Raw genomic sequence first — 19,541 nt, 5'->3', positions numbered from 1 at the left:
AGATGATGGTGACGACAGACTCCCCCTCGTGCGCCCTGACTCATGAAGAGATGGATCCCTTCGCTGAGCGGGGAGGCTGGTCCTCCCCCGGCGCGGCAACTCGCAAGTTACCCTTGTTTCCCTTCGCAGGTTCTAGCCTGATCAGGTTCCACGGATCCCGAATTAACGGTCTCAGCTTTGCGTCGTTCGACGGTCAGCACTCCGACAAGATGGCGCCAGTATAAGTGGGGGAATGGAAAGCACAAGCCCTTAACAACTCCGATCTCTCGGGACGGGCCTGTTACTCCTCCGGATTGATGATCAGGATCTCGGTCAGACGGCCGTCATCATCCCGGCTCAGCACCAGGCGGCGACCCGGTTGCAGATCGACGGGGCGGCCGTTCACCCAGCGGGTGCCGGCATCAAACACCAGCACACCGAGATCCTGTAGCAGCAAGGCCTGCCCCGAGTGGGCAAGCAGTCGATCCTCCGCCCGCCGCCAATGAGCTCCGAGGGCCGGATCCGGCGCCCTGGCGAGCACCCGGATCTGCTCGGCCACGCCGTGGCGGCTCTGGATGGCGAGGTGCATGCCGGGCCTGAGATCGTCAAACTGCGCCGCCCCGACCAGGGCGGCGCTGCCGAGTTCGAGCTCGGCCCCCTGAAATTGCAGGCGGATGCCATCGTTGTGCTCCAGCGCCACCAGCCAGAGCTCGGGCTCGTCGGCAAGGGCGTGGAAGGAGAGCAGCAGGAGCAAGGCGGTTCTGGTCATAGCAAACAGGCCCATGGTCAACCCGGCGAGGAGGTTTAACTATGGGCCTGGACGGGCAATTTTGCCGGTCACCCTGACCGGATCAGTCATCCTCCCGGCAGCGGCTCAGCCGTTTGCCGTCAAAGCGGCACTCCAGCTCCAGCCAGCGCCCCTCGAAGGGGGCCAGGCTGTCATCGGAGGCACCATAACCCCAGATGCGCCCGCCAAGGACAGGGCCCTCCAGCCCCATCTCGTCGGCCTCGTCCAGGGGCTCCACCTCGCGGATCAGCCGTCGCTCCCCCTGCGCCGTCGTCTGCACCACCCCTTCCAGATCGACCCAGGTGCCGCCGAGATCGTCTTCGTCCAGACCCTCCTTGAAGCGGGTCTGCTCGTCGATCACGAAGGGGATGCCGTTGACCATCAACTGGCCCAGCTGCCAGGTGGTGCGGCCGGTCAGCTTGAACTCGGCCCCCTGCGCCAACCCCAGGGGCAGCAAGATCGTCAGCAGGAGGGCGCACAGAGACTTCTTCATCGGGGATCCTCGGGGTTACACTGGCCAGCAGCATGGCGTCTTCGTCGTGAAATGACCGTGAAAAACGGCCAAGACCAGGAGATCAAAACATGAAAATACTGGTGGTGGAAGACAATCCCCAGGTGGCGGAAACCATCATGGACTATCTGGCGCTGGCCGGGCACAGGGTGGACTGCGCCTATCATGGCCAGGCCGCCTTGCAGCTGCTGGCAGAGCAGCGCTTCGACGTCATCATCATGGATGTCATGATGCCGCGCCTCGACGGTCTCTCCACGGTGGAGCGGCTGCGCTCGGACGGCATCGCCACCCCTGTGCTCTTTCTCACCGCCCGCGACAGCCTGGACGACAAGCTGGCAGGCTTTCGGGTCGGGGGCGACGACTACCTGATCAAGCCGTTCGCCATGGAGGAGCTGGAGGTGCGGCTGCAGGCCCTGGCCCTGCGCGGCCCCCGCAGCGACATGGGGGCGCTGGCGTTTGGCGATCTGACCCTGGATCCCGCCGCGGGCCGCGCCAGCCGCGCCGGGGTGGAGCTCAAGCTCGGCAAGATCCCCTTTCGGATCCTCACCCTGCTGGTGCGCCGCGCACCGGATCTGGTGAGCCGCCAGGAGCTGATCGAGGGGGTTTGGGGAGACGAGGAGCCGGACTCCGACGCCCTGCGCAGCCACATCTATGCCCTGCGCAACGCCCTGGACAAGCCCTTCGAGCACCCCATGCTGGAGACGCGCCACGGTCAGGGCTACCGGCTGGTCACCCCATGACGGCGGGATCCTCGCCCCTGCCCAGCCTGCGCCGCCGCCTGGTGCTGATCCTCGGCAGCGCCGGCCTGCTGCTGCTGGTGCTGCTCAGCCTGTTGATGCTGGTGGCCGAAGACAAGATGGAGGAGCTGAGCCTGCGCCACTGGCTGGAGGCCGAGGCGACCCGCTATCAGGATGACTGGCTGCGCCTGGGGGATGCCGCCCCCGCCCCCAGCCCGCGCCAGTTCTCCAGCTACTGGACAGAGGCGGGCCGCCTGCCCGGCTGGCTCAAACCCTACCGAGTCCCGGGTTTTTTCGAGCATCAGCTCGGCGAGGAGGACAAGCACTTCCTGGTGCGCCCCCACCCCTCGGGCCAGGGCCTCATCTATCTGGTGTTCAACGACGATGCCGACGACTATCTGGATCCTTATGAAGACCAGCTCCACCTCGCCACCCGCCTCATCGGCCTGACCCTGCTGCTGGCGGCCCTCGGCTTCGGCGTCTGGCTGGTGCGCCACATCACCCGGCCACTGGAGCAGCTGCACCAGCGGGTCGCCCACCTCACCCCGGATCAGGGGGACTTCGTCCCCGACGCCCCCTGGCAGGAGCTGAGGGAGATAGAGCTGGCGCTGCTGGCGGGCAAGCAGGAGGTGGCGGCCGTGTTCGCCCGTGAGCAGGAGTTCAGTCGCTTCGCCAGCCACGAGCTGCGCACCCCCAACATGGTGATCCAGGGCTCCGCCGCCCTGCTCGGCAAGGTGAACGAGCTGCCCGCCCCCGCCGCCCGGGCCGCCAGCCGCATTCGCGCCGCCAGCGACGAGATGGCCCTGCTCACCGAAACCTTCCTGCTGCTGGGGCGAAAGGAAGCGGTGGAGCGGCCACCCCAGCGGGTAGCCCCCCTGATCCAGCAGGAGCTGGCCCGCCTCGCCCCCCTGCTGCAACGCGAAAACCTGGACATCCGCCTCGCGCTGGATGAGGCGAGCGAGGTCAGGGCCCCCCTCTCATTGCTCGCCATTGCGCTGGGCAACCTGTTGAAAAATGCCCTGAGCTACGCCGAGGGTCACATCGAGATAGCGCTGCAGGGGCAGGTGCTCACCATCAGCAACCCCACGGCGGCGCCGCCGGATCAGATCCTGGGCTATGGCTGCGGCCTCACCATCATAGAGCGCATCTGTGCCAAGCTCGGCTGGCAGATAGAGACCCGGCTGGAGCAGGGCGTGTTTCGCGCCAGCCTGCGGATGGGGTCGGCGCCCTGAAGGGCGCCGACCCCGTGACCACAAAACACAGAGGCGGCCCGGGGGCCGCCTCTGTGCCGTTCCTGTCCGGCCTCAGGAGAGGGCCAGACCGAGGGAGAGCAGCAGACTGTAGAGAAACGCGCTGATGGCGGTCTTCTTGAGGGCGCCGGTCAGCACCTCGCCATCCTGGCTCAGGCGCAGGGTGCGGGCGGCATCGGTGAGGGGCTTGAGCGCGGGCAGGAAGATCCAGGGCCAGAGGCTCGCGGGCGGGATCAGCAGGAAGGCGATGGTGGCCAGCAGCGCCGCCCCCAGTAAGGCCCAGTGATAGGCGATGGCGCGGTTGCGGCCGAGGCGCACCGCCAGGGTGATCTTGCCGCTGGCGGCATCGCTCTCTATGTCCCGCACATTGTTGATGTTGAGCACGGCGGTGGCCAACAGGCCGCAGGCGGTGGCCGGCAGCAGCAGATCCCATTGCAGAGTCTGGGTGAACAGGTAGTAGGAGCCGAGCACCCCCAGCAGGCCGAAGAAGAGAAACACCGAGATGTCGCCAAAGCCGCGATAGCCGTAAGGGGTCTTGCCCACCGTGTAGGTGATGGCCGCGACGATGGCGGCGCCGCCGAGCAGCACGAAGGCGAGGAGGTGCAGCCAGGCGTCGCCGAAGACGCTGATCAGCAGGGCCAGGCCGCTCACCACGGCCGCCAGGGCGGTCAGCCCCATGGCCACGCACATCTGCTGGTGGGTGATGAGGCCGGAGACCACGGCCCGCTGGGGCCCGATCCGTTCGCCGTTGTCCGCCCCCGAGACCGCATCCCCATAGTCGTTGGCCAGGTTGGAGAGGATCTGCAACAGGATGGCGGTCAGCAGAGAGAGGGCCATGATGCCGCCGTCGAAGGCGCCACGGCTGGCGGCCAGTCCCGACCCCAGCAGGATGGAGGAGCAGGCCAGGGGCAGGGTTCGCAACCGCGCCGCCAGCAACCACACAGAGAAGGTATTTGTCATATTTTGATGGCCAAACAATCAGATATTGATCGTGTTAAGGGTTATCGAAACGGATTTGGGTATACTTGCCAACCTGGGAGCCGGGCTCCCTTGGGCAATTTACAGGGATGAATGGGCGGATAATATATAGGAATAATCGCCCTTTGGCATAAACCCGCGGCCTGCCCCCGCCCCACAGACCGTCACCCCACGGCTCGGATACGACATCCATGTTGGCTCAGACCCATATCAAGCAACAGCTGGACGCCCTGCGTCATGACCGGACCCTGGGCTTCGTGCGCCTGCGCGTGGCCTGCGAGGTGAACTCCTTCCTCGGCTGGCTCAACGCCCAGCCCCTGTATCCACGCATCTATTGGCACGCTAGGGGGGAAGAGAGGCCCGAATACGTGGCCCTGGGCCGCATCCACGAGCTGACGGATCCCGCACACATCGCCCGCATCTGCGCCAACACCCAGGCCAGCCAGGTGGACAGCCCCCGCTATTTCGGCGGCCTGGCGTTCGATCCCGATCAGGCGCAGCAAGGGGGTCAAGGGGATAGCGAGTGGCAGGGCTTTGGCCCCTGCCGGTTCGTGCTGCCGCGCATCGAGCTGGTGCGCCGGGGGGAGTGTGTCAGCCTCTGCCTCAACCTCTGGTTCGACGAGCACAACCGGGAGGCCGAACTGGCCGCCGGGCACCAGGCCCTGGCGGCCCTGGTGCCCGAGGCGCCCCTGCCTCCCCTCACCCCTCAGCAGTGGCAGCGCCGGGACAACCCGGCCAGGCCCGGCTGGCAACAGCTGGTCACCACGGTCACGGCCCCCGACTTTCAGGCCCACACCCCCAAGGTGGTGCTCTCCCGGGCGAGCCGGCTCGAGGGGGCCGACGTCAATCCCTGGAGCCTGCTGGCCCGCTGGGCCGAGCGGGCCGAACAGTGCTTTCGCTTCGGCTTCCAGTTCGAGCCGGACCGTGCCTTCATCGCCTGCTCCCCCGAGCGGCTCTACCGCCGCGAGGGACGCCACCTGTTCAGCGAGGCGCTGGCGGGCACCATACGCCGTAGCGGCGACGAGGCGCACGATGCCAGGCTCGCCGCCGAGCTGCTGAGCGACAGCAAGAACCGGCTGGAGAACCGCCTGGTCCACACGGACATACTGCACCGGCTCGCCCCCCTGGCCCACGACGTCACCCTGACCGAGCCCAGGATCCTCAAGCTGCGGCTGCTGCAACATCTCAAGTGCGACATCGAGGCCGAGCTCCATCCCGAGGTGTGCGACTGGCAGCTGCTGGCGGCCCTGCACCCCACCCCTGCGGTGGGTGGGGCCCCACGGGAATCGGCCCTGGCCTTCATCCGCGAGTTCGAGCCCTATGATCGCGGCTGGTACGCCGGTGCCTGCGGCATGCTGAGCCGGGAGACCTCGGAGTGCAGCGTGGCCATCCGCAGCGCCCGCATCGACCCCGGGGCCGTCACCCTGTTCGCCGGTGCCGGCATAGTCGCGGGATCCGAGCCCGCCGCCGAGTGGGCCGAACTCGACAACAAGATAGCCAACGTCCTGTCCCTGCTGGGATAGCGTTTTTCATCGACCCACTGCGAGAGCCTTATGCCCGCCAGTCAACTGCCTGAGCACCGCGCGTTTGCCAGCCATCACGCCACCTTCAATCACGTCTGGTCCTCTCTCCTGCTAGAAGAGCTCTACCGCCTCGGGGTGCGCGACATCGCCCTGGCCGCCGGCTCCCGCTCCGCGCCGCTCACCATGGCCGCCGCCGCCCACCCGGGCTTTCGCCGCCACCTGCACTTCGACGAGCGGGGCCTGGGCTTCATGGCCCTGGGGCTGGCCAAGGGGAGCGGCCGCCCGGTCGCCCTCATCACCACCTCGGGCACGGCGGTGGCCAACCTCTGGCCCGCGCTGGCCGAGGCCCAGCTCACCGGGGTGCCCCTCGTCATCCTCTCCGCCGACCGGCCCCCGGAGCTTATCGACAACGGCGCCAACCAGGCCATCGACCAGCAGGGGATCTTCGCCCGCTACCCGGTCCACCAGCAGAATCTGCCGAGTCCCACCCCCGCCATCCCGGCCGCCTTCGTGCTGAGTTCGGTGGATCAGGCCCTGGCCAGACAGGCGCTGACCCCGGGGCCTGTGCACTTCAACTGCATGTATCCCGAGCCCCTCTACCCCGGCGCCGAGTACCTGGACTTTGCCGACTACCTGGCCCCCCTCGGCGACTGGTTGCACTCGGGCCAGCCCTGGAGCCCCTGGCAGAGCGCGCCGCCCCCCTGCCCGACCCAGCCGGACTGGTCGGCGTTTCGCGCCAGACGCGGCGTCCTGGTCGCCGGGCGGATCGAGGATCCCGCCCAGGCGCAGCAGGTGGCCGAGCTGGCGGAGCGCCTCGGCTGGCCCCTGCTGGCCGATCTGCAGAGCCAGCTCCACTTCGACCACCGCAGCCTGACCCATCAAGACATGGCGCTGCAGGATGACGCCTTCTGCGCCGAGCTGGCCCGGGCCGAGGTGCTGCTGCAATTTGGCGCCCGCCTCATCTCCAAGCGGCTCGGCCACTTCATCAAGCAGCACCCCTGGCAGGATTACTGGCTGGTGGACCCGCAACCGGCCCGGCTCGACCCCGATTACCGGCTGCGTCGCCGCCTGCTCTGCCTCCCCGGCGCCTTTCTCGAGGCCCATGAGACGCCCGGGCCCGCCGCCCCCTGGCACCGGCTGGCACAGCGCCAGCTCCCCGTCAGCCAACGGGTGCGCAGCGCCTGCGCGCGCTTCTCCGAGCTCGGGGTCTGCCATCGCCTGAACCAGCTGGTCAAGGGCCAGCTGTTTGTCGGCAACAGCATGCCGGCCCGGCTGATGGACATGCTGGGCGAGCCGGGCAAGGGCCCCAGCCGGCTGATGACCAACCGCGGCGCCTCCGGCATCGATGGCCTGATCGCCACCGCCTACGGCTTCGCCCAGACCAGCCAGGAGCCCACCACCCTGCTGCTCGGGGATCTCAGCGCCCTGCACGACCTCAACAGCCTGGCCCTGCTCACCAAGGCGCAGGCCCCCTTGGTGGTCATCATCCTCAACAACGACGGCGGCAGCATCTTTCGCATGTTGCCCGTGCCCAGAGGGGAGCTGCTGGAGAGCTACTACCGCCTGCCCCACGGCCTGGACTTTGCCCAGGCCGCCGCCATGTTCGGCCTTGGCTATCGGGCGCCCGCCACCCTGGCCGAATTCGAGCACAGTTACGCCGCGGCCCTGGAAAAAGGGGTAACCCTGATTGAAATCAAGGTACCGAGTCACGAGGTGGCCGAGGATCTCAAGGCACTGGGAGACAGCATCCGTGGCCACTGAGTCGACGATAGAGCCTGACACTGACATCAAGGTATCCAGCAACCATGGGGTAACCGAGGATCTGAAAGCGCTGGGAGACAGCATCCGTGGCCACTGAGTCGACGTTCGAGCCTGCCATGGCCATCAAGGTGCCTGGCAACCGTGAGGTCACCGAGGTTCTGAAAGCACTAGGGGACTGCATCCGTGGCCGGTGACAGCGCCCACCCCACCCTGGTGCTGCTGCACGGCCTGCTGGGGGATGCCGATGACTGGCGGCCTGTCATCCAGGCCCTGCCGGGTGTCCAGTGCCATGCCCTGGATCTGCCGGGCCACGGCAGCAACAAGGGGCTGAGGGTAAGCGGCTTTGAGCAGGCCCATGACTGGCTCTGCGGCGAGTTGGCCGCGCGGGGTATCACGCGCTACCGGCTGGCGGGCTATTCCCTGGGGGGACGGCTCGCCCTCCATCACGCCAGCCAGTCCCCCGCCGGCTTGCAGGGGCTCTTGCTGGAGAACTGCCACCCGGGTCTGGCGGTGACCGAGCGCGCCGCCCGCCTCGAACACGACGAAGCCTGGGCCCGGCGCTTCGAGCGCGAACCCCTGACTCAGGTCTTGGCAGACTGGTATCGCCAGCCGGTGTTCGCCGATCTGGACGAGGCCGCCCGTGGCCGCCAGGCCGCCAGCCGCCTTGGCAATGAGGGTCGGGCCCTGGCCGCCATGCTGCGGGCCACCTCCCTTGGTAGGCAGCCGGATCTCGTCCCCTGGCTTGGCAAAACCCGGTTGCCGGTAAGCTGGATCTCCGGCAGCCGGGATCACAAATTCCATGGTCTTGCTTGCCAGCTGGTGAAGCAAGGCTGCAATATCAATCACTTGACCCTGGATGGCGGCCACAACCTGCACGCCAGCCAGCCCGAGCAGTTTGCCCGGCTCCTGCGGGAGTGGCTGGCGAGCGCCCCATGAGCCGGCAGGCCGCCAGCCCGGGATGATTTGTCCGATGCCCGCGCACGCGCGGTCAATCACATCCACCAAATGAAGAGAGTGCACATGATTGAAGCAATGACGGAAGCGGAACTTTACGCACCTGTCGAATGGCAAGATTGCTCCGCCGGCTACGAGGATATCCTCTATCACAAATCTCTGGATGGCATTGCCAAGATCACCATCAACCGCCCCCAGGTGCGCAACGCCTTCCGCCCCCGCACCGTGAAAGAGATGCTGCAGGCCCTGGCCGATGCCCGTTACGACGATCATATCGGCACCATCATACTAACCGGTTTTGGTGAGAAGGCGTTCTGCGCCGGCGGCGACCAGAAGATCCGCGGCGACTACGGCGGCTACAAGGACGATGAGGGCACCCATCACCTCAACGTGCTCGACTTCCAGCGCGACATTCGCACCTGTCCCAAGCCCGTGGTGGCCATGGTGGCCGGCTACGCGGTCGGCGGCGGCCACGTGCTGCACATGATGTGTGATCTCACCATAGCCGCGGACAACGCCCAGTTCGGCCAGACCGGCCCCAAGGTCGGCTCCTTCGACGGCGGCTGGGGCGCCTCCTACATGGCCCGCATCGTCGGCCAGAAGAAGGCCCGGGAGATCTGGTTCCTGTGCCGCATGTACGATGCCCAGCAGGCGCTCGACATGGGGCTGGTCAATACAGTGGTCCCCCTGGCGGAGCTGGAGCGGGAAACCGTGCGCTGGTGCCGGGAGATGCTGCAAAACAGCCCCATGGCGCTGCGCTGCCTGAAGGCGGCGCTGAACGCCGACTGCGACGGCCAGGCCGGTCTGCAGGAGCTGGCGGGCAATGCCACCATGCTGTTCTACATGACCGAAGAGGGTCAGGAAGGACGCAACGCCTTCAACGAGAAACGTCGCCCCGACTTCTCCAAATACAAGCGGAATCCCTGATGACACTCGCCCTCTATCGCTACCAACTGCCCTTTACCCAACCCCTGACCTTCCACGGCAAGGTGGAGGTGGCGCGGGAGGGCCTGTTGGTGCGCATCGACGACGGCTGGGGGGAGATAGCCCCCCTGCCTGGCTTCTCCAGAGAGACCCTGGCCGAGGCACAAGCCGAGGCCATCGCCTGCCTGGCGCGGCTGGCCAAGGGACAACCCCTGGCCCCTGCGCTTCCCTCGGTGCAGTTCGGCTTCGACTGCGCGCGCCGGGTCTGGCCCGTGCAGACGGCACCCCTGCCCGAACCCTATCCCCTCATCCAGGGCGCGCCCCAGGAGCTGCTCAAGCACTGGAAGAACTGGCTGCACCACACCCCGGACAAGGCCAAGCTGAAGGTGGCCCGCTACCCCATGCGCGACGAGCTGGCGCTGATCCGCCTGCTGTGCGATCGCCTGCCCAACCTCAAGCTGGTGCTGGATGCCAACCAGGGCTGGACCCGGGAGGAGGCCTGGGCCTTCTGCGGCCACCTGGACGCGAACCGGATCGAATACCTGGAAGATCCTTGCGCCGAGTTCGACGACATCGCCTTCGTGGCTGAGCGTACCGGCATGCCGGTGGCCATCGACGAGCTGCTGGCCCAGGGCAAGCCCTGGCAGCCCATCCCCCAGCTGAAGGCCCTGGTGCTAAAACCCACCCTGCTCGGCTCCCTGGCTCACAGCGAAGCCCTGGTGGCCCGCGCCCGGGAGCTGAAACTGAAGGTGGTCGTCTCCTCCTGCTTCGAATCCGGGGTCGGGCTGAGCCAGCTCGCCCGCCTCGCGGGGGAGTGGGCGCCGGAGCAGGCCCCTGGCCTGGATACCCGCCGCTGGCTGGCGAGCGATCTGCTCGGCGCCGATGGCCAGCCCGATCCCGCCTGCCTGGAGACCCTGTACCTGAGTGACTGACCAAGCCCCCCCCGCCCTCTGCTGCCCGGTGCGTCACTGGGCACAGACGGCGCCCGAGCGCACCGCCATCCAGGGCAACGGCTCGCTCAACTACCGGCAGCTGGATGCCAGGCTCAACGGCCTGTGCCGTCAGCTGGCGCAGGCGGGACTGACCCCGGGCGATCGGCTGGCGGCCCTGGTGCGCGGCGCCCTGGAGGACGTGTTGCTGGCCTGGGCCTGCGTGCGCAGCGGCCTCGTCTTCTGCCCCCTCAATCCCGCCTTCCCCCTTCCCAGACAGGCCGAGCTGGCCGCACAGCTGGATGTCTGCGCCTTCTGGTCGGCGGGGGAGATCCCGGCGGGCGACTGGCAAGCCCTCATCCTCGACTTCACGGGCGAGCTGCCGGCAAGTGAAGAAACCTGGACGCTTGAACCGGCCCAGCCGAGCAACATGATCCTCACCTCGGGCTCCAGCGGCACGCCCAAGGCGGTGGTCCACCGCCTCGCCAACCACCTGGCCTCTGCCAGGGGCTCCGCCAGCCAGATCCCCCTGGACGAGGCCTGCGGCTGGCTGCTCTCCCTGCCGCTGTTTCACGTCGGCGGCTACGCCATCCTGTTTCGGGTCTTCCTGGCGGGGGCCAGCCTGGTGCTGGACGATCGCAGCCAGCCCCTCAGGGAGCGCCTCGAATGCCAGCCCATCACCCACCTCTCCCTGGTGCCGACCCAGCTCTGGCGGCTACTGGCGCAAGGGTTCGACCCCGGCCGCACCCGGCTGCGGGAGCTGCTGCTCGGCGGCGCCGCCATCCCCGGGCCCCTGGTCGAACGGCTGACCGCCATGGGGTTCACCCCCAAGGTGAGCTACGGCCTCTCCGAGATGGGCAGCCAGGTCTGCACCGGCCTGCCGACCACTGCGGGTCTGGTTGGCAGGCCGCTGCCAGGGCGGGAGGTCTGCATTCAACAGGGGGAGATCTGCGTACGCGGTGACACCCTGTTCGCCGGCTATTTCAAGGACGGCGAACTGGTGCGGCCGCTGGATGAGGAGGGCTGGTTCCACACCCGGGACAAGGGCCATTTCACCGCCGAAGGCGAGCTGGTGGTGGAGGGGCGGCTCGACAACCTCTTCATCTCGGGCGGGGAGAACATCCAGCCCGAGACCATAGAGCAGCGGCTGGTGGATCACGGCGCCGTGGCCCAGGCCCTGGTGGTGCCGGTGCCGAGCGAGGAGTGGGGGCAGAGACCCGCCGCCTTTATCGACTGGCACGGCGAGCCCGTGCCCCACGCCGAGCTGGCGGCCTGGATCCGCGCCGTCCTGCCCGGCTTTATGGTGCCGGATCAGTGGCATCCCTGGCCGGATCTCGGCGGCAGCCTGAAACCCTCCCGCACCCTGCTCGCCCGCAACCTGCGTGCCTGATCCCGGCGGCCCGCCATGGCTCCTTGGGCGGGGAAGTCGGGGAAACGGCCTCCCGCTCCGCTCGAAAGGCCCGAGTGAGACTCGCTCGATTGCGACAGCCCCTGGCTCCTGACCCCATGGCGCCGGCCATCCCCCATGACGGCAGGGGCCAAAATGTAATAGAATGGCCGCCACTCACTCCCTACGCCAAGCCAGATCCCGACCGCCCATGACCAAGCTTCGCAAGACACTGCTCATCTGCCTCTGCCTGTTGCTGGGTGCCGCCGCCCTGTTGCTGGCCTATGGAGAGTGGGTCGTCTCCGAGAGCCGTCACTACACCTATGACGATGTGGATGCGGTGCCCTACAACCGGGTCGCCCTGGTGCTCGGCACCTCCAAATACCTGATAGGCGGCGGTACCAACCACTACTTCCAGACCCGGATCCGGGCAGCCACCGAGCTCTACAACAACGGCAAGGTGGACTACATCCTGGTCTCCGGCGACAACGCCACCCTGCAATACAATGAGCCGCGCCAGATGCGCCGCGCCCTGATCAAGGCGGGCATCCCGGCCAGGGCCATCTACAGCGACTACGCCGGTTTTCGCACCCTGGACTCCATCGTGCGCGCCCGGGAGGTGTTCGGCCAGGAGCGGTTCACCGTGGTCTCCCAGGCGTTTCACAACGAGCGCGCCATCTTCATCGCCCGCCACTTCGGCATAGAGGCGGTCGGTTTCAACGCCCAGGATCCCAGCGCCTATCAGGGCATACGCACCCGGGTGCGCGAGGTGTTCGCCCGCCTGATGGGGGTGCTCGACCTCTATATCCTCGACAAGGGCCCCAAGTTCCTCGGCCAGCCGGTCAACATAGGCGAGCCCATCCCCTGCCAGCCCCTGAGCACCCTGGGACTGAGCCAGCCCTGTCTGCCGCTGCCAACCGAACCCCTGGCCAGTGGCGAACAGGTGCTGATCCAACCCTCGGCGGCGCAGGCGACCCAGGTCGAGTGAGCCGCCCTCCCTGACACGAAAAGACCCGCCGAGGCGGGTCTTTTGCTATGCGGGCCAGCCTCAGGCGGCCAGCGCCAGGCGGTAGTTGTCCGCCACCCGTTCCCAGTCGATCACCTGATAGAAGGCGGCGATGTAGTCGGGGCGCTTGTTCTGGTACTTGAGGTAGTAGGCGTGCTCCCAGACGTCCAGCCCCAGGATGGGCACCAGCCCCTGCATCAGGGGACTGTCCTGGTTGGCGCTGCTCTCCACCTGCAAGGTGCCAGACGGGGTCACCACCAGCCAGGCCCAGCCGCTGCCAAAGCGGGTCAGGGCCGCCTGGGTGAAGGCCTGCTTGAAGGGGTCGAATCCCCCCAAATCCCGCTCTATGGCTGCCAGCAGTTCCCCCTGGGGCTGGCCGCCCCCCTGCGGGCTCATCACCTGCCAGAACAGGGAGTGGTTGGCGTGGCCGCCGCCGTGATTGCGCACCGCCCCCTGCAGGCTGGCGGGCAGGCTCTCTATCTGGCCGAGCAGCTGCTCGAGGGGGGTGTCGGCCCACTCGGGGGCCGCCGCCAGGGCGGCGTTGAGGCCGTTGACATAGGTCTGGTGGTGGCGGCTGTAATGGATCTCCATGGTGAGGACATCCAGATGGGGTTCGAGTGCATCGTAGCCATAGGGCAGGGCGGGCAGGACATGATTCATAAGCAACTCCTTGCGGTTCAATGAAGGGTGTGAGCGGCACGCTCCTGACAGGCGCACTGTCCGAGGCAGGCCTGGATGGCGGCATTGGGCCCCCGCTTGCGCAGGAAGGCGAGCAGCTCCATCTGGGTGTGACGACTGTGATTGAGGGCGGCCGTCCTGAGCTCGCTGCGGCAGTGGGGAGAGCCGGAGAGGTGCAGCAGTTGCTGGTGGGCCTGGCAGAGCAGGGTGCAGGCATCATTCGCCTCCCCCATGGCCAGCAGCAGGTCGGCCAGGTTGTGGCTGGCGACCACCAGGGCGGCGACCACTTCGTCCGCGTCCTGCCAGTCGAGCAGCTGCTGCTCGGCCAGCAACAGGGCCTGGCGATAACCGGGCAGGGCGGCCAGATGATTGCCTTCGGCGAAGTGGTGATTCGCCAGCCGGGTATGGTGCCGCCATTGCGCCATGGGGTCCTGTCTCGCCATCGTCTCGCCCGCCCAAATCTGAATGATATTAATTATCATTTCACACTAATTGGTCCCAGACAAGCAGACCCGGGCAACCCCATATGGGGGAGCGGGGATCGCGCCTGGTCGTTTAGTGATCCCCGCCACAACCCGGCGCCCCTTCGCCAGCCATGCTGTGCAGGCTGGCATGATGCCGGCCGTGACCCATGACCCTATCAACAAGGATGCTGATATGAAGAGATGGTGGTTGCTGCTGCTCTGCACCCTGCCCCTGCTGGGCCAGGCGAGCGGCTATACCCAGACCCGATACCCCATCATGCTGGTCCATGGCCTGCTTGGCTTCGACAAGTTGCTGGGGGTGGATTACTTCTACGGGATCCCCCAGGCCCTTGGCCGGGATGGCGCCCGCGTCTATGTGGCCCAGGTCTCCGCCACCGCCAGCTCGGAGCTGCGCGGCGAGCAGCTGCTGGCCCAGGTGCAGCAGGTGCTGGCGGTGACAGGAGCCGACAAGGTGAACCTCATCGGCCACTCCCACGGCGGCCCCACCATTCGCTACGTGGCCTCGGTCGCCCCCGAACTGGTCGCCTCGGCCACCAGCGTCGGCGGCGTTCACTTCGGCTCTGAGATAGCGGACAGGGTACGGATGCGGGTCACCCCGGGTTCGGCCGAGGAGGCCCTCGCGGCGGCGGCCGCCTCGGCCCTGTCCGGGGTCATCTCCCTGCTCTCGGGGGGTAGCGATCTGCCCCAGGATCCCACCGCCGCCCTGGATGCCCTCACCAGCGCGGGGGCCGTCAACTTCAACGCCGCCTACCCGGAAGGGCTGCCAAGCCGTCATTGTGGCGAGGGGCCCCTCCTGGCCGACAACGGCGTCTACTACTTCTCCTGGAGCGGGCGTGGCAACCTGACCAATATCCTGGATCCGGTGGATCCAGCCCTGGTGCTCACGGGGACCTTCTTCGGCGAGGCCAATGACGGCCTGGTGGGGGTGTGCAGCAGCCACCTCGGCAAGGTGATCGGCACCCACTACCGCATGAATCATCTGGACGAGGTGAACCAGTCCTTCGGCATCCATCACCTGTTCGAGACGGATCCGGTCAGCCTCTACCGCCAGCACGCGAACCGTCTCAAGGAGATGGGGTTGTGAGGGGCCTGGCCCTGGCGGCCCTGGGCCTGCTGTGCGCCCTGCTCGGCCACGCCCTGTACCAACAGGGTAGCGACCCGGCCGACGCCCAACCCGCAGGCGCTACCCTGCGCCAGCAGTTGGTGGAGCGCCTCGCCAGCGGCCAGCCCATCGAGGATCCCCTGCTGGCACGCTACCGGGACTTCCTCGAGCAGGAGGCCAGGCTGCCCCTGCCCAGGGCGCCGGATCTTGCCAGCCTGACCCGGCTGTTCGAGGCTCGCGACCAGTTGCGTCGCCTCGCCTTCACCCCGGAGGAGCAAACCAGGCTGTTTGCCGAGGAGCGGCTGATGGAGCAGTGGACCTTGAGGCGCAAGGCCCTGGCCGAGGCGCCCCCCGCCGAGCGGGCCCAGCTTGGCGAGGCGCTGGCACTCTGGCTCGCCGAGCAGCCGGACTGGTTCCAGGAGGCGGAGAGCAACGGCCGCCTGATCGGGGATCTGCAACGGATCGATGCCCTGCCCCCGGAGGAGCGGCGGCTCGCCCTGCTGGAGCGGGTCGGGCCAGAGGCCCAGGGGCGCCTGCAGCAGCTGGCTCAGGAGCAGCAGGCATTCGAGCAGCGGCTCGGCGATTACCTGGCGGCCCTCGCCGCCCAGGGGGATCCCGCCCCCGAGGCGAACCAGCAACTGCTGGCGGCCTGGTTTCCCGAGAGCCAGTGGCGCCGGGTGGCGGCCCTGACCCGGCTGCGCCAGGGGCAATCAGCGCCGCAATAACCACCCAACCTGACCGCGTCAGGGGCAATCAGGGTCGCAGTGACCACCCGGCCCGGCTGCGCCAGGGGCAGTCAGCGCAGCAATAACCATCCGGCCCGGCTGCGTCAGGGACAATCAGCGCCGCTGTGACCACCCGGCCCGGCTGCCGACCCCTGGTCATGGCGCCTCCCCCATCACGCCGGATCCGGCGCCGCCCCATGCAGCTAGGGTCGCAACAAGCACGGGGCCCTTGGGCCCCGTGTGTTGGTCATGTCTTGGCCCCGTCTCAGCGCGGCTTGTTGGCCCCCGGCAAGGGTTGCCAGGTGAGGCGGGTGACCCGGGTGCCCTGCACCTCGCACCTGAGGCTCAGATCCTGCCACCCGGCCTCCCGGCGCAGGGAGACCTCTCCCGCCACCCCCTCTGCCGTGGCCTTGACCTTCTCCTGCTCGAAGATCACCTTGTCGCCGCCGGTCAGGGCCATCAGCTTGCCGTTGCAGAGCCAGTGGGCGAGATCGGCCCCCTTCAGCTTGACCCCGCCCCGCTCGGCTTTCTGCTCCGCCGGGCTGGGTGCAAACAGCGCGCTCAGCTCGGCGGCCCGCTTGGTGAGCCAGGCTTCGCGCTGCGCCATGCTCATCTTGCTGACGAACTCCGCCGGCTCACCCTTGTCATCGAGCCACCGGGTCAGCGTGCCGTCATCGTCGAAGGCGAACTGGGCGGCGGGCTCCTTGACCCCGAACAGCTTGCCCCCCTTGAAGTAGTAACGGCTCTCGCCGGCCAGCCGGCCCCGCTCGTCGCGGATGGGCACGGCGATGATGACGGGCACGCCGTCGACCCAGGCCTGGATGTCCACACCGTCATGGCTCATCAGCCGGGTGTCGAGGCCATATTCGGCCCCCTTCTCTATCAGGGAGAATTGCTGTGCCAGGGGCGTGGCCAGGGCAGAGAGAGAGCAGAGCCCCAGGGCTCCGGCGAGAAGGATCTTGCGCATACGTGTCCTGTGATGTGGCCCTTAGGCCTTGAGTTAACGCTCGAGCAACCAGGCTCGCAGTCCATCCCGTTGCCCTTCGTCGAGGGGCACGGACTGACGGGTCTGATAATCGAAATGGATCAGGGTGGTCTCACCGGTCACCGCCAGTTCGCCCCCCTGCCAGGCCTCCTGCCAGAGGGTGAAGGAGCTGGCGCCGATGCGGCTCACCCCGGTCTTGATGGTGACCGGCTGGCCATAGAAGAGCTCCCGTTTGAACTGCACTGCGTAGCCCGCGATGATCAGGTGCCAGTCCCCCACGTCCAGATCCGGGGAGAAGAGACGAAACAGGGGATCCCGGGCCGACTCGAACCAGACGGCCGGCACCGTATTGTTGATGTGCCCCAGGGCATCCGTCTCCTGAAAGCGGGGGTGGATCTGCATCTCCAGCATGGTGACTCCTTGTCGGTGGGTGAACGGGCGCGTGGCCATCATCAGCGAGTCAGGATGTTACCCCATCTGCGGGGCCCAGGGACAGGGATGGCGTGCCAGGGCGGCGCCCGGACAAAAAGACGCCCCGCACAGAGGGCTGTGCGGGGCGCCGGGTACCGGCCTTAGCCGATGAGATCGAAGCGATCGGCGTTCATCACCTTGGTCCAGGCGGCAACGAAGTCAGCCACGAACTTCTCCTGGCCATCCTGCTGGGCATAGACCTCGGCGTAGGCCCGCAGCACAGAGTTGGATCCGAACACCAGATCGATCCGGGTCGCCGTCCACTTCAGGGCGCCGCTCTTGCGATCCCGCACCTCGTAGCTCTGCTTGCCGCTGGGCTGCCAGACGTTGCCCATGTCGGTCAGGTTGACGAAGTAGTCGTTGGTCAGGACCCCTTCCCTGTCGGTGAAGACCCCGTGCCGGGTGCCGCCATGGTTGGTGCCCAGCACCCGCATCCCGCCCACCAGCACCGTCATCTCATGGGCGGTCAGCCCCATCAGCTGGGTACGATCCAGCATCAGCTCCTCCGCACTGACCACATAGTCCTTTTTGAGCCAGTTGCGGTAACCGTCGTGCAGAGGCTCGAGGGGTTCGAAAGAGTCGATGTCGGTCTGCTGCTGGCTGGCATCGCCCCGGCCCGGGCTGAAGGGCACCGTCAGCTCGATGCCGGCCGCCTTGGCCGCCAGCTCGATGCCCACGTTGCCCGCCAGCACGATCACGTCCGCCAGGCTCACCTGGCTGGCGGTGGCCAGGGGCTCGAGCACCTTGAGCACCTTGGCCAGCCGGGCCGGCTCATTGCCCTCCCAATCCTTTTGCGGTGCCAGACGGATGCGGGCGCCGTTGGCGCCGCCGCGCATGTCCGAGCCACGGAAGGTGCGGGCACTGTCCCAGGCGGTGGCGACCATCTCCCCTATGGTGAGGCCGCAGCCGCGGATCTGCGCCTTGAGGGCCTGCACGTCATAGCCCCGCCGACCCGCGGGCACGGGATCCTGCCAGATCAGATCCTCAGCCGGCACATAGGGCCCCAGGTAGCGGCTCTTGGGTCCCATGTCCCTGTGGGTCAGCTTGAACCAGGCACGGGCGAAGGTGTCGGAGAAGTAGGCGGGATCGTCGCGAAAACGCTCGGCTATCTTGCGGTACTCGGGGTCCACCTTCATGGCCATGTCGGCGTCCGTCATGATGGGGGTGCAGCGGATCGACGGGTCTTCCACGTCGACCGGCTTGTCCTCCTCCTTGATGTCGATGGGCACCCACTGCCAGGCACCGGCCGGGCTCTTGGTCAGGGTCCACTCGTGGCCGAACAGCATGTCGAAGTAGCCGTTGTCCCAGCGGGTGGGGTGGCTGGTCCAGGCCCCTTCTATGCCGCTGGTGACCGTATTGCGGCCGATCCCGCGGCCGGTCTTGTTGAGCCAGCCGAGCCCCTGATCCTCGATCTCGGCCCCCTCGGGTTCGGGACCCAGCAGCTTGGCATCGCCGTTGCCATGGGTCTTGCCCACGGTGTGGCCGCCGGCGGTCAGGGCCACCGTCTCCTCATCGTTCATCGCCATGCGGGCGAAGGTGATCCGGATATCATGGGCGGTCTTGAGGGGATCCGGATTGCCGTCCACCCCTTCCGGGTTGACGTAGATCAGCCCCATCATCACCGCCGCCAGCGGGTTGTCGAGATCCCGCTCCCCGGAGTAGCGGCTGTTGGGGTTGTTGGTGGGCGCCAGCCACTCCTTCTCCGCGCCCCAGTAGATATCCTTCTCCGGGTGCCAGATATCCTCGCGGCCAAAGGCGAAGCCGAAGGTCTTGAGCCCCATGGACTCATAGGCCAGGGTGCCGGCCAGCAGGATGAGATCGGCCCAGCTGATCTTGTTGCCGTACTTCTGCTTGATGGGCCACAGCAGGCGACGGGCCTTGTCCAGGTTGGCGTTGTCGGGCCAGGAGTTGAGCGGCGCGAAACGCTGGTTGCCTGTGCCGCCACCGCCACGGCCATCGGCGATGCGGTAGGTACCGGCGGCATGCCAGGCCATGCGGATCATCAGGCCGCCGTAGTGGCCCCAGTCTGCCGGCCACCAATCCTGGCTGTCGGTCATCAGGGCCAGCAGATCCCGCTTGAGGGCATCCACGTCCAGGGTCTTGAGTGCGTCGCGATAGTTGAAGTCCTGCCCCAGGGGGTTGGTCTTGGTGTCATGCTGGTGGAGAATGTCGAAATTCAGGCTCTTGGGCCACCACTCCATGTTCGCCATCTCGGCGGCCGTGGTCCCTCCGTGCATGACAGGGCATTTTCCTTGGGAACGTTCTGAATTGTTGCTCATTGTTTTCCTCACTTGCTCTGCTTTCCATAACCAGAATCAGCATGGCACAGGACGATGACGCTATCTGTGATCCCTGAGTCTCTTCGCCGT

The 19,541-nt window shown here is 67.2% G+C and carries 18 protein-coding genes, 1 pseudogene and 1 riboswitch; of the genes and pseudogenes, 11 read left to right on the top strand and 8 right to left on the bottom strand.

Annotated features, from left to right (window positions below):
* Positions 1-100: 100 nt before the first annotated feature.
* Positions 101-214, bottom strand: a riboswitch (TPP riboswitch).
* 66 nt (positions 215-280) lie between these two features.
* The gene (locus ACLHZ1_RS15635; RefSeq protein WP_427262831.1) at positions 281-748 is read right to left on the bottom strand and encodes a hypothetical protein; all 468 of its coding nucleotides are present in this window, start codon (positions 746-748) and stop codon (positions 281-283) included.
* An 82-nt stretch (positions 749-830) separates the two neighbouring features.
* Positions 831-1,259, bottom strand: coding sequence for a hypothetical protein (locus ACLHZ1_RS15630; protein ID WP_427262830.1), 429 nt, complete (start codon positions 1,257-1,259; stop codon positions 831-833).
* An 89-nt stretch (positions 1,260-1,348) separates the two neighbouring features.
* On the opposite strand from ACLHZ1_RS15630, the gene ACLHZ1_RS15625 reads away from it, so the two are divergent.
* Together ACLHZ1_RS15625 and ACLHZ1_RS15620 are read left to right on the top strand one after the other, a co-directional pair.
* Positions 1,349-2,017: a response regulator transcription factor gene (locus tag ACLHZ1_RS15625; RefSeq protein ID WP_408796193.1), complete on the top strand. Its 669-nt coding sequence runs from the start codon at positions 1,349-1,351 to the stop codon at positions 2,015-2,017.
* Entirely contained in the window at positions 2,014-3,246 is a 1,233-nt protein-coding gene (locus tag ACLHZ1_RS15620) for a sensor histidine kinase (protein WP_427262829.1), read from the top strand. The genes ACLHZ1_RS15625 and ACLHZ1_RS15620 overlap by 4 nt, the downstream gene beginning before the upstream one ends.
* Positions 3,247-3,318: 72 nt before the next feature.
* Here ACLHZ1_RS15620 and ACLHZ1_RS15615 read toward each other — a convergent pair whose 3' ends face one another.
* Positions 3,319-4,224 carry a 1,4-dihydroxy-2-naphthoate polyprenyltransferase gene (locus ACLHZ1_RS15615; protein ID WP_427262828.1) on the bottom strand — a complete coding sequence of 302 codons (906 nt, stop codon included), beginning with the start codon at positions 4,222-4,224 and terminating at the stop codon, positions 3,319-3,321.
* A gap of 209 nt (positions 4,225-4,433) precedes the next feature.
* Here ACLHZ1_RS15615 and ACLHZ1_RS15610 point away from each other — a divergent pair, with 209 nt between their 5' ends.
* The 7 genes and pseudogenes from ACLHZ1_RS15610 to ACLHZ1_RS15580 all read left to right on the top strand — a co-directional run.
* Positions 4,434-5,765: an isochorismate synthase gene (locus tag ACLHZ1_RS15610; RefSeq protein WP_427262827.1), complete on the top strand. Its 1,332-nt coding sequence runs from the start codon at positions 4,434-4,436 to the stop codon at positions 5,763-5,765.
* 30 nt (positions 5,766-5,795) lie between these two features.
* On the top strand, positions 5,796-7,526 hold the full coding sequence (gene menD, locus ACLHZ1_RS15605; protein ID WP_427262826.1) for a 2-succinyl-5-enolpyruvyl-6-hydroxy-3-cyclohexene-1-carboxylic-acid synthase: 1,731 nt from the start codon (positions 5,796-5,798) through the stop codon (positions 7,524-7,526).
* Positions 7,527-7,709: 183 nt separating this feature from the next.
* Entirely contained in the window at positions 7,710-8,462 is a 753-nt protein-coding gene (menH, locus tag ACLHZ1_RS15600; protein ID WP_427262825.1) for a 2-succinyl-6-hydroxy-2,4-cyclohexadiene-1-carboxylate synthase, read from the top strand.
* 84 nt (positions 8,463-8,546) lie between these two features.
* Positions 8,547-9,407, top strand: coding sequence for a 1,4-dihydroxy-2-naphthoyl-CoA synthase (gene menB, locus ACLHZ1_RS15595; RefSeq protein ID WP_427262824.1), 861 nt, complete (start codon positions 8,547-8,549; stop codon positions 9,405-9,407).
* Complete coding sequence (gene menC, locus ACLHZ1_RS15590) at positions 9,407-10,336, top strand: o-succinylbenzoate synthase (RefSeq protein ID WP_427262823.1); 930 nt, start codon at positions 9,407-9,409, stop codon at positions 10,334-10,336. Before menB ends, menC begins: the two co-directional genes overlap by 1 nt.
* The gene (locus ACLHZ1_RS15585; protein ID WP_427262822.1) at positions 10,329-11,723 is read left to right on the top strand and encodes an AMP-binding protein; all 1,395 of its coding nucleotides are present in this window, start codon (positions 10,329-10,331) and stop codon (positions 11,721-11,723) included. Before menC ends, ACLHZ1_RS15585 begins: the two co-directional genes overlap by 8 nt.
* Before the next feature lie 208 nt (positions 11,724-11,931).
* Positions 11,932-12,696 (top strand): annotated as a pseudogene (locus ACLHZ1_RS15580) (SanA/YdcF family protein); the annotation flags it as partial.
* Between the two features lie 72 nt (positions 12,697-12,768).
* Here ACLHZ1_RS15580 and ACLHZ1_RS15575 read toward each other — a convergent pair.
* Both ACLHZ1_RS15575 and ACLHZ1_RS15570 read right to left on the bottom strand, forming a co-directional pair.
* Positions 12,769-13,386: a superoxide dismutase gene (locus tag ACLHZ1_RS15575; protein WP_427262821.1), complete on the bottom strand. Its 618-nt coding sequence runs from the start codon at positions 13,384-13,386 to the stop codon at positions 12,769-12,771.
* A gap of 17 nt (positions 13,387-13,403) precedes the next feature.
* A complete protein-coding gene (locus ACLHZ1_RS15570; RefSeq protein ID WP_427262820.1) occupies positions 13,404-13,847 on the bottom strand; it encodes a DUF2753 family protein in 444 nt (147 codons plus the stop codon).
* A 214-nt stretch (positions 13,848-14,061) separates the two neighbouring features.
* On the opposite strand from ACLHZ1_RS15570, the gene ACLHZ1_RS15565 reads away from it, so the two are divergent.
* Positions 14,062-14,973: a lipase family alpha/beta hydrolase gene (locus ACLHZ1_RS15565; RefSeq protein ID WP_427262819.1), complete on the top strand. Its 912-nt coding sequence runs from the start codon at positions 14,062-14,064 to the stop codon at positions 14,971-14,973.
* A complete protein-coding gene (locus tag ACLHZ1_RS15560; protein ID WP_427262818.1) occupies positions 14,970-15,716 on the top strand; it encodes a lipase secretion chaperone in 747 nt (248 codons plus the stop codon). Before ACLHZ1_RS15565 ends, ACLHZ1_RS15560 begins: the two co-directional genes overlap by 4 nt.
* A 265-nt stretch (positions 15,717-15,981) precedes the next feature.
* Here ACLHZ1_RS15560 and ACLHZ1_RS15555 read toward each other — a convergent pair whose 3' ends face one another.
* From ACLHZ1_RS15555 to katG, 3 genes are all read right to left on the bottom strand, one after another.
* Entirely contained in the window at positions 15,982-16,683 is a 702-nt protein-coding gene (locus ACLHZ1_RS15555; RefSeq protein ID WP_427262817.1) for a hypothetical protein, read from the bottom strand.
* Positions 16,684-16,716: 33 nt separating this feature from the next.
* A complete protein-coding gene (locus ACLHZ1_RS15550) occupies positions 16,717-17,112 on the bottom strand; it encodes an acyl-CoA thioesterase (protein ID WP_408796221.1) in 396 nt (131 codons plus the stop codon).
* A 161-nt stretch (positions 17,113-17,273) separates the two neighbouring features.
* Positions 17,274-19,451: a catalase/peroxidase HPI gene (gene katG, locus ACLHZ1_RS15545; RefSeq protein ID WP_427262816.1), complete on the bottom strand. Its 2,178-nt coding sequence runs from the start codon at positions 19,449-19,451 to the stop codon at positions 17,274-17,276.
* Positions 19,452-19,541: the final 90 nt, after the last annotated feature.

Origin of the sequence: Aeromonas sobria, from assembly GCF_050266975.1 — a bacterium.
In the GTDB taxonomy this organism is placed as follows: Bacteria; Pseudomonadota; Gammaproteobacteria; order Enterobacterales; family Aeromonadaceae; genus Aeromonas; species Aeromonas sobria_B.
Note: the sequence above shows the minus strand (reverse complement) of the source record. Positions and strands in the feature narration are given on the sequence as shown.

Excerpts from the sequence above, each read along its gene's own strand:
- ACLHZ1_RS15635 (WP_427262831.1), bottom strand. The coding sequence starts at position 748 with ATGACCAGAACCGCCTTGCTCCTGCTGCTCTCCTTCCACGCCCTTGCC.
- ACLHZ1_RS15630 (WP_427262830.1), bottom strand. The coding sequence starts at position 1,259 with ATGAAGAAGTCTCTGTGCGCCCTCCTGCTGACGATCTTGCTGCCCCTG.
- ACLHZ1_RS15625 (WP_408796193.1), top strand. The coding sequence starts at position 1,349 with ATGAAAATACTGGTGGTGGAAGACAATCCCCAGGTGGCGGAAACCATC.
- ACLHZ1_RS15620 (WP_427262829.1), top strand. The coding sequence starts at position 2,014 with ATGACGGCGGGATCCTCGCCCCTGCCCAGCCTGCGCCGCCGCCTGGTG.
- ACLHZ1_RS15615 (WP_427262828.1), bottom strand. The coding sequence starts at position 4,224 with ATGACAAATACCTTCTCTGTGTGGTTGCTGGCGGCGCGGTTGCGAACC.
- ACLHZ1_RS15610 (WP_427262827.1), top strand. The coding sequence starts at position 4,434 with ATGTTGGCTCAGACCCATATCAAGCAACAGCTGGACGCCCTGCGTCAT.
- menD (WP_427262826.1), top strand. The coding sequence starts at position 5,796 with ATGCCCGCCAGTCAACTGCCTGAGCACCGCGCGTTTGCCAGCCATCAC.
- menB (WP_427262824.1), top strand. The coding sequence starts at position 8,547 with ATGATTGAAGCAATGACGGAAGCGGAACTTTACGCACCTGTCGAATGG.
- menC (WP_427262823.1), top strand. The coding sequence starts at position 9,407 with ATGACACTCGCCCTCTATCGCTACCAACTGCCCTTTACCCAACCCCTG.
- ACLHZ1_RS15575 (WP_427262821.1), bottom strand. The coding sequence starts at position 13,386 with ATGAATCATGTCCTGCCCGCCCTGCCCTATGGCTACGATGCACTCGAA.
- ACLHZ1_RS15570 (WP_427262820.1), bottom strand. The coding sequence starts at position 13,847 with ATGGCGAGACAGGACCCCATGGCGCAATGGCGGCACCATACCCGGCTG.
- ACLHZ1_RS15565 (WP_427262819.1), top strand. The coding sequence starts at position 14,062 with ATGAAGAGATGGTGGTTGCTGCTGCTCTGCACCCTGCCCCTGCTGGGC.
- ACLHZ1_RS15555 (WP_427262817.1), bottom strand. The coding sequence starts at position 16,683 with ATGCGCAAGATCCTTCTCGCCGGAGCCCTGGGGCTCTGCTCTCTCTCT.
- ACLHZ1_RS15550 (WP_408796221.1), bottom strand. The coding sequence starts at position 17,112 with ATGCTGGAGATGCAGATCCACCCCCGCTTTCAGGAGACGGATGCCCTG.
- katG (WP_427262816.1), bottom strand. The coding sequence starts at position 19,451 with ATGAGCAACAATTCAGAACGTTCCCAAGGAAAATGCCCTGTCATGCAC.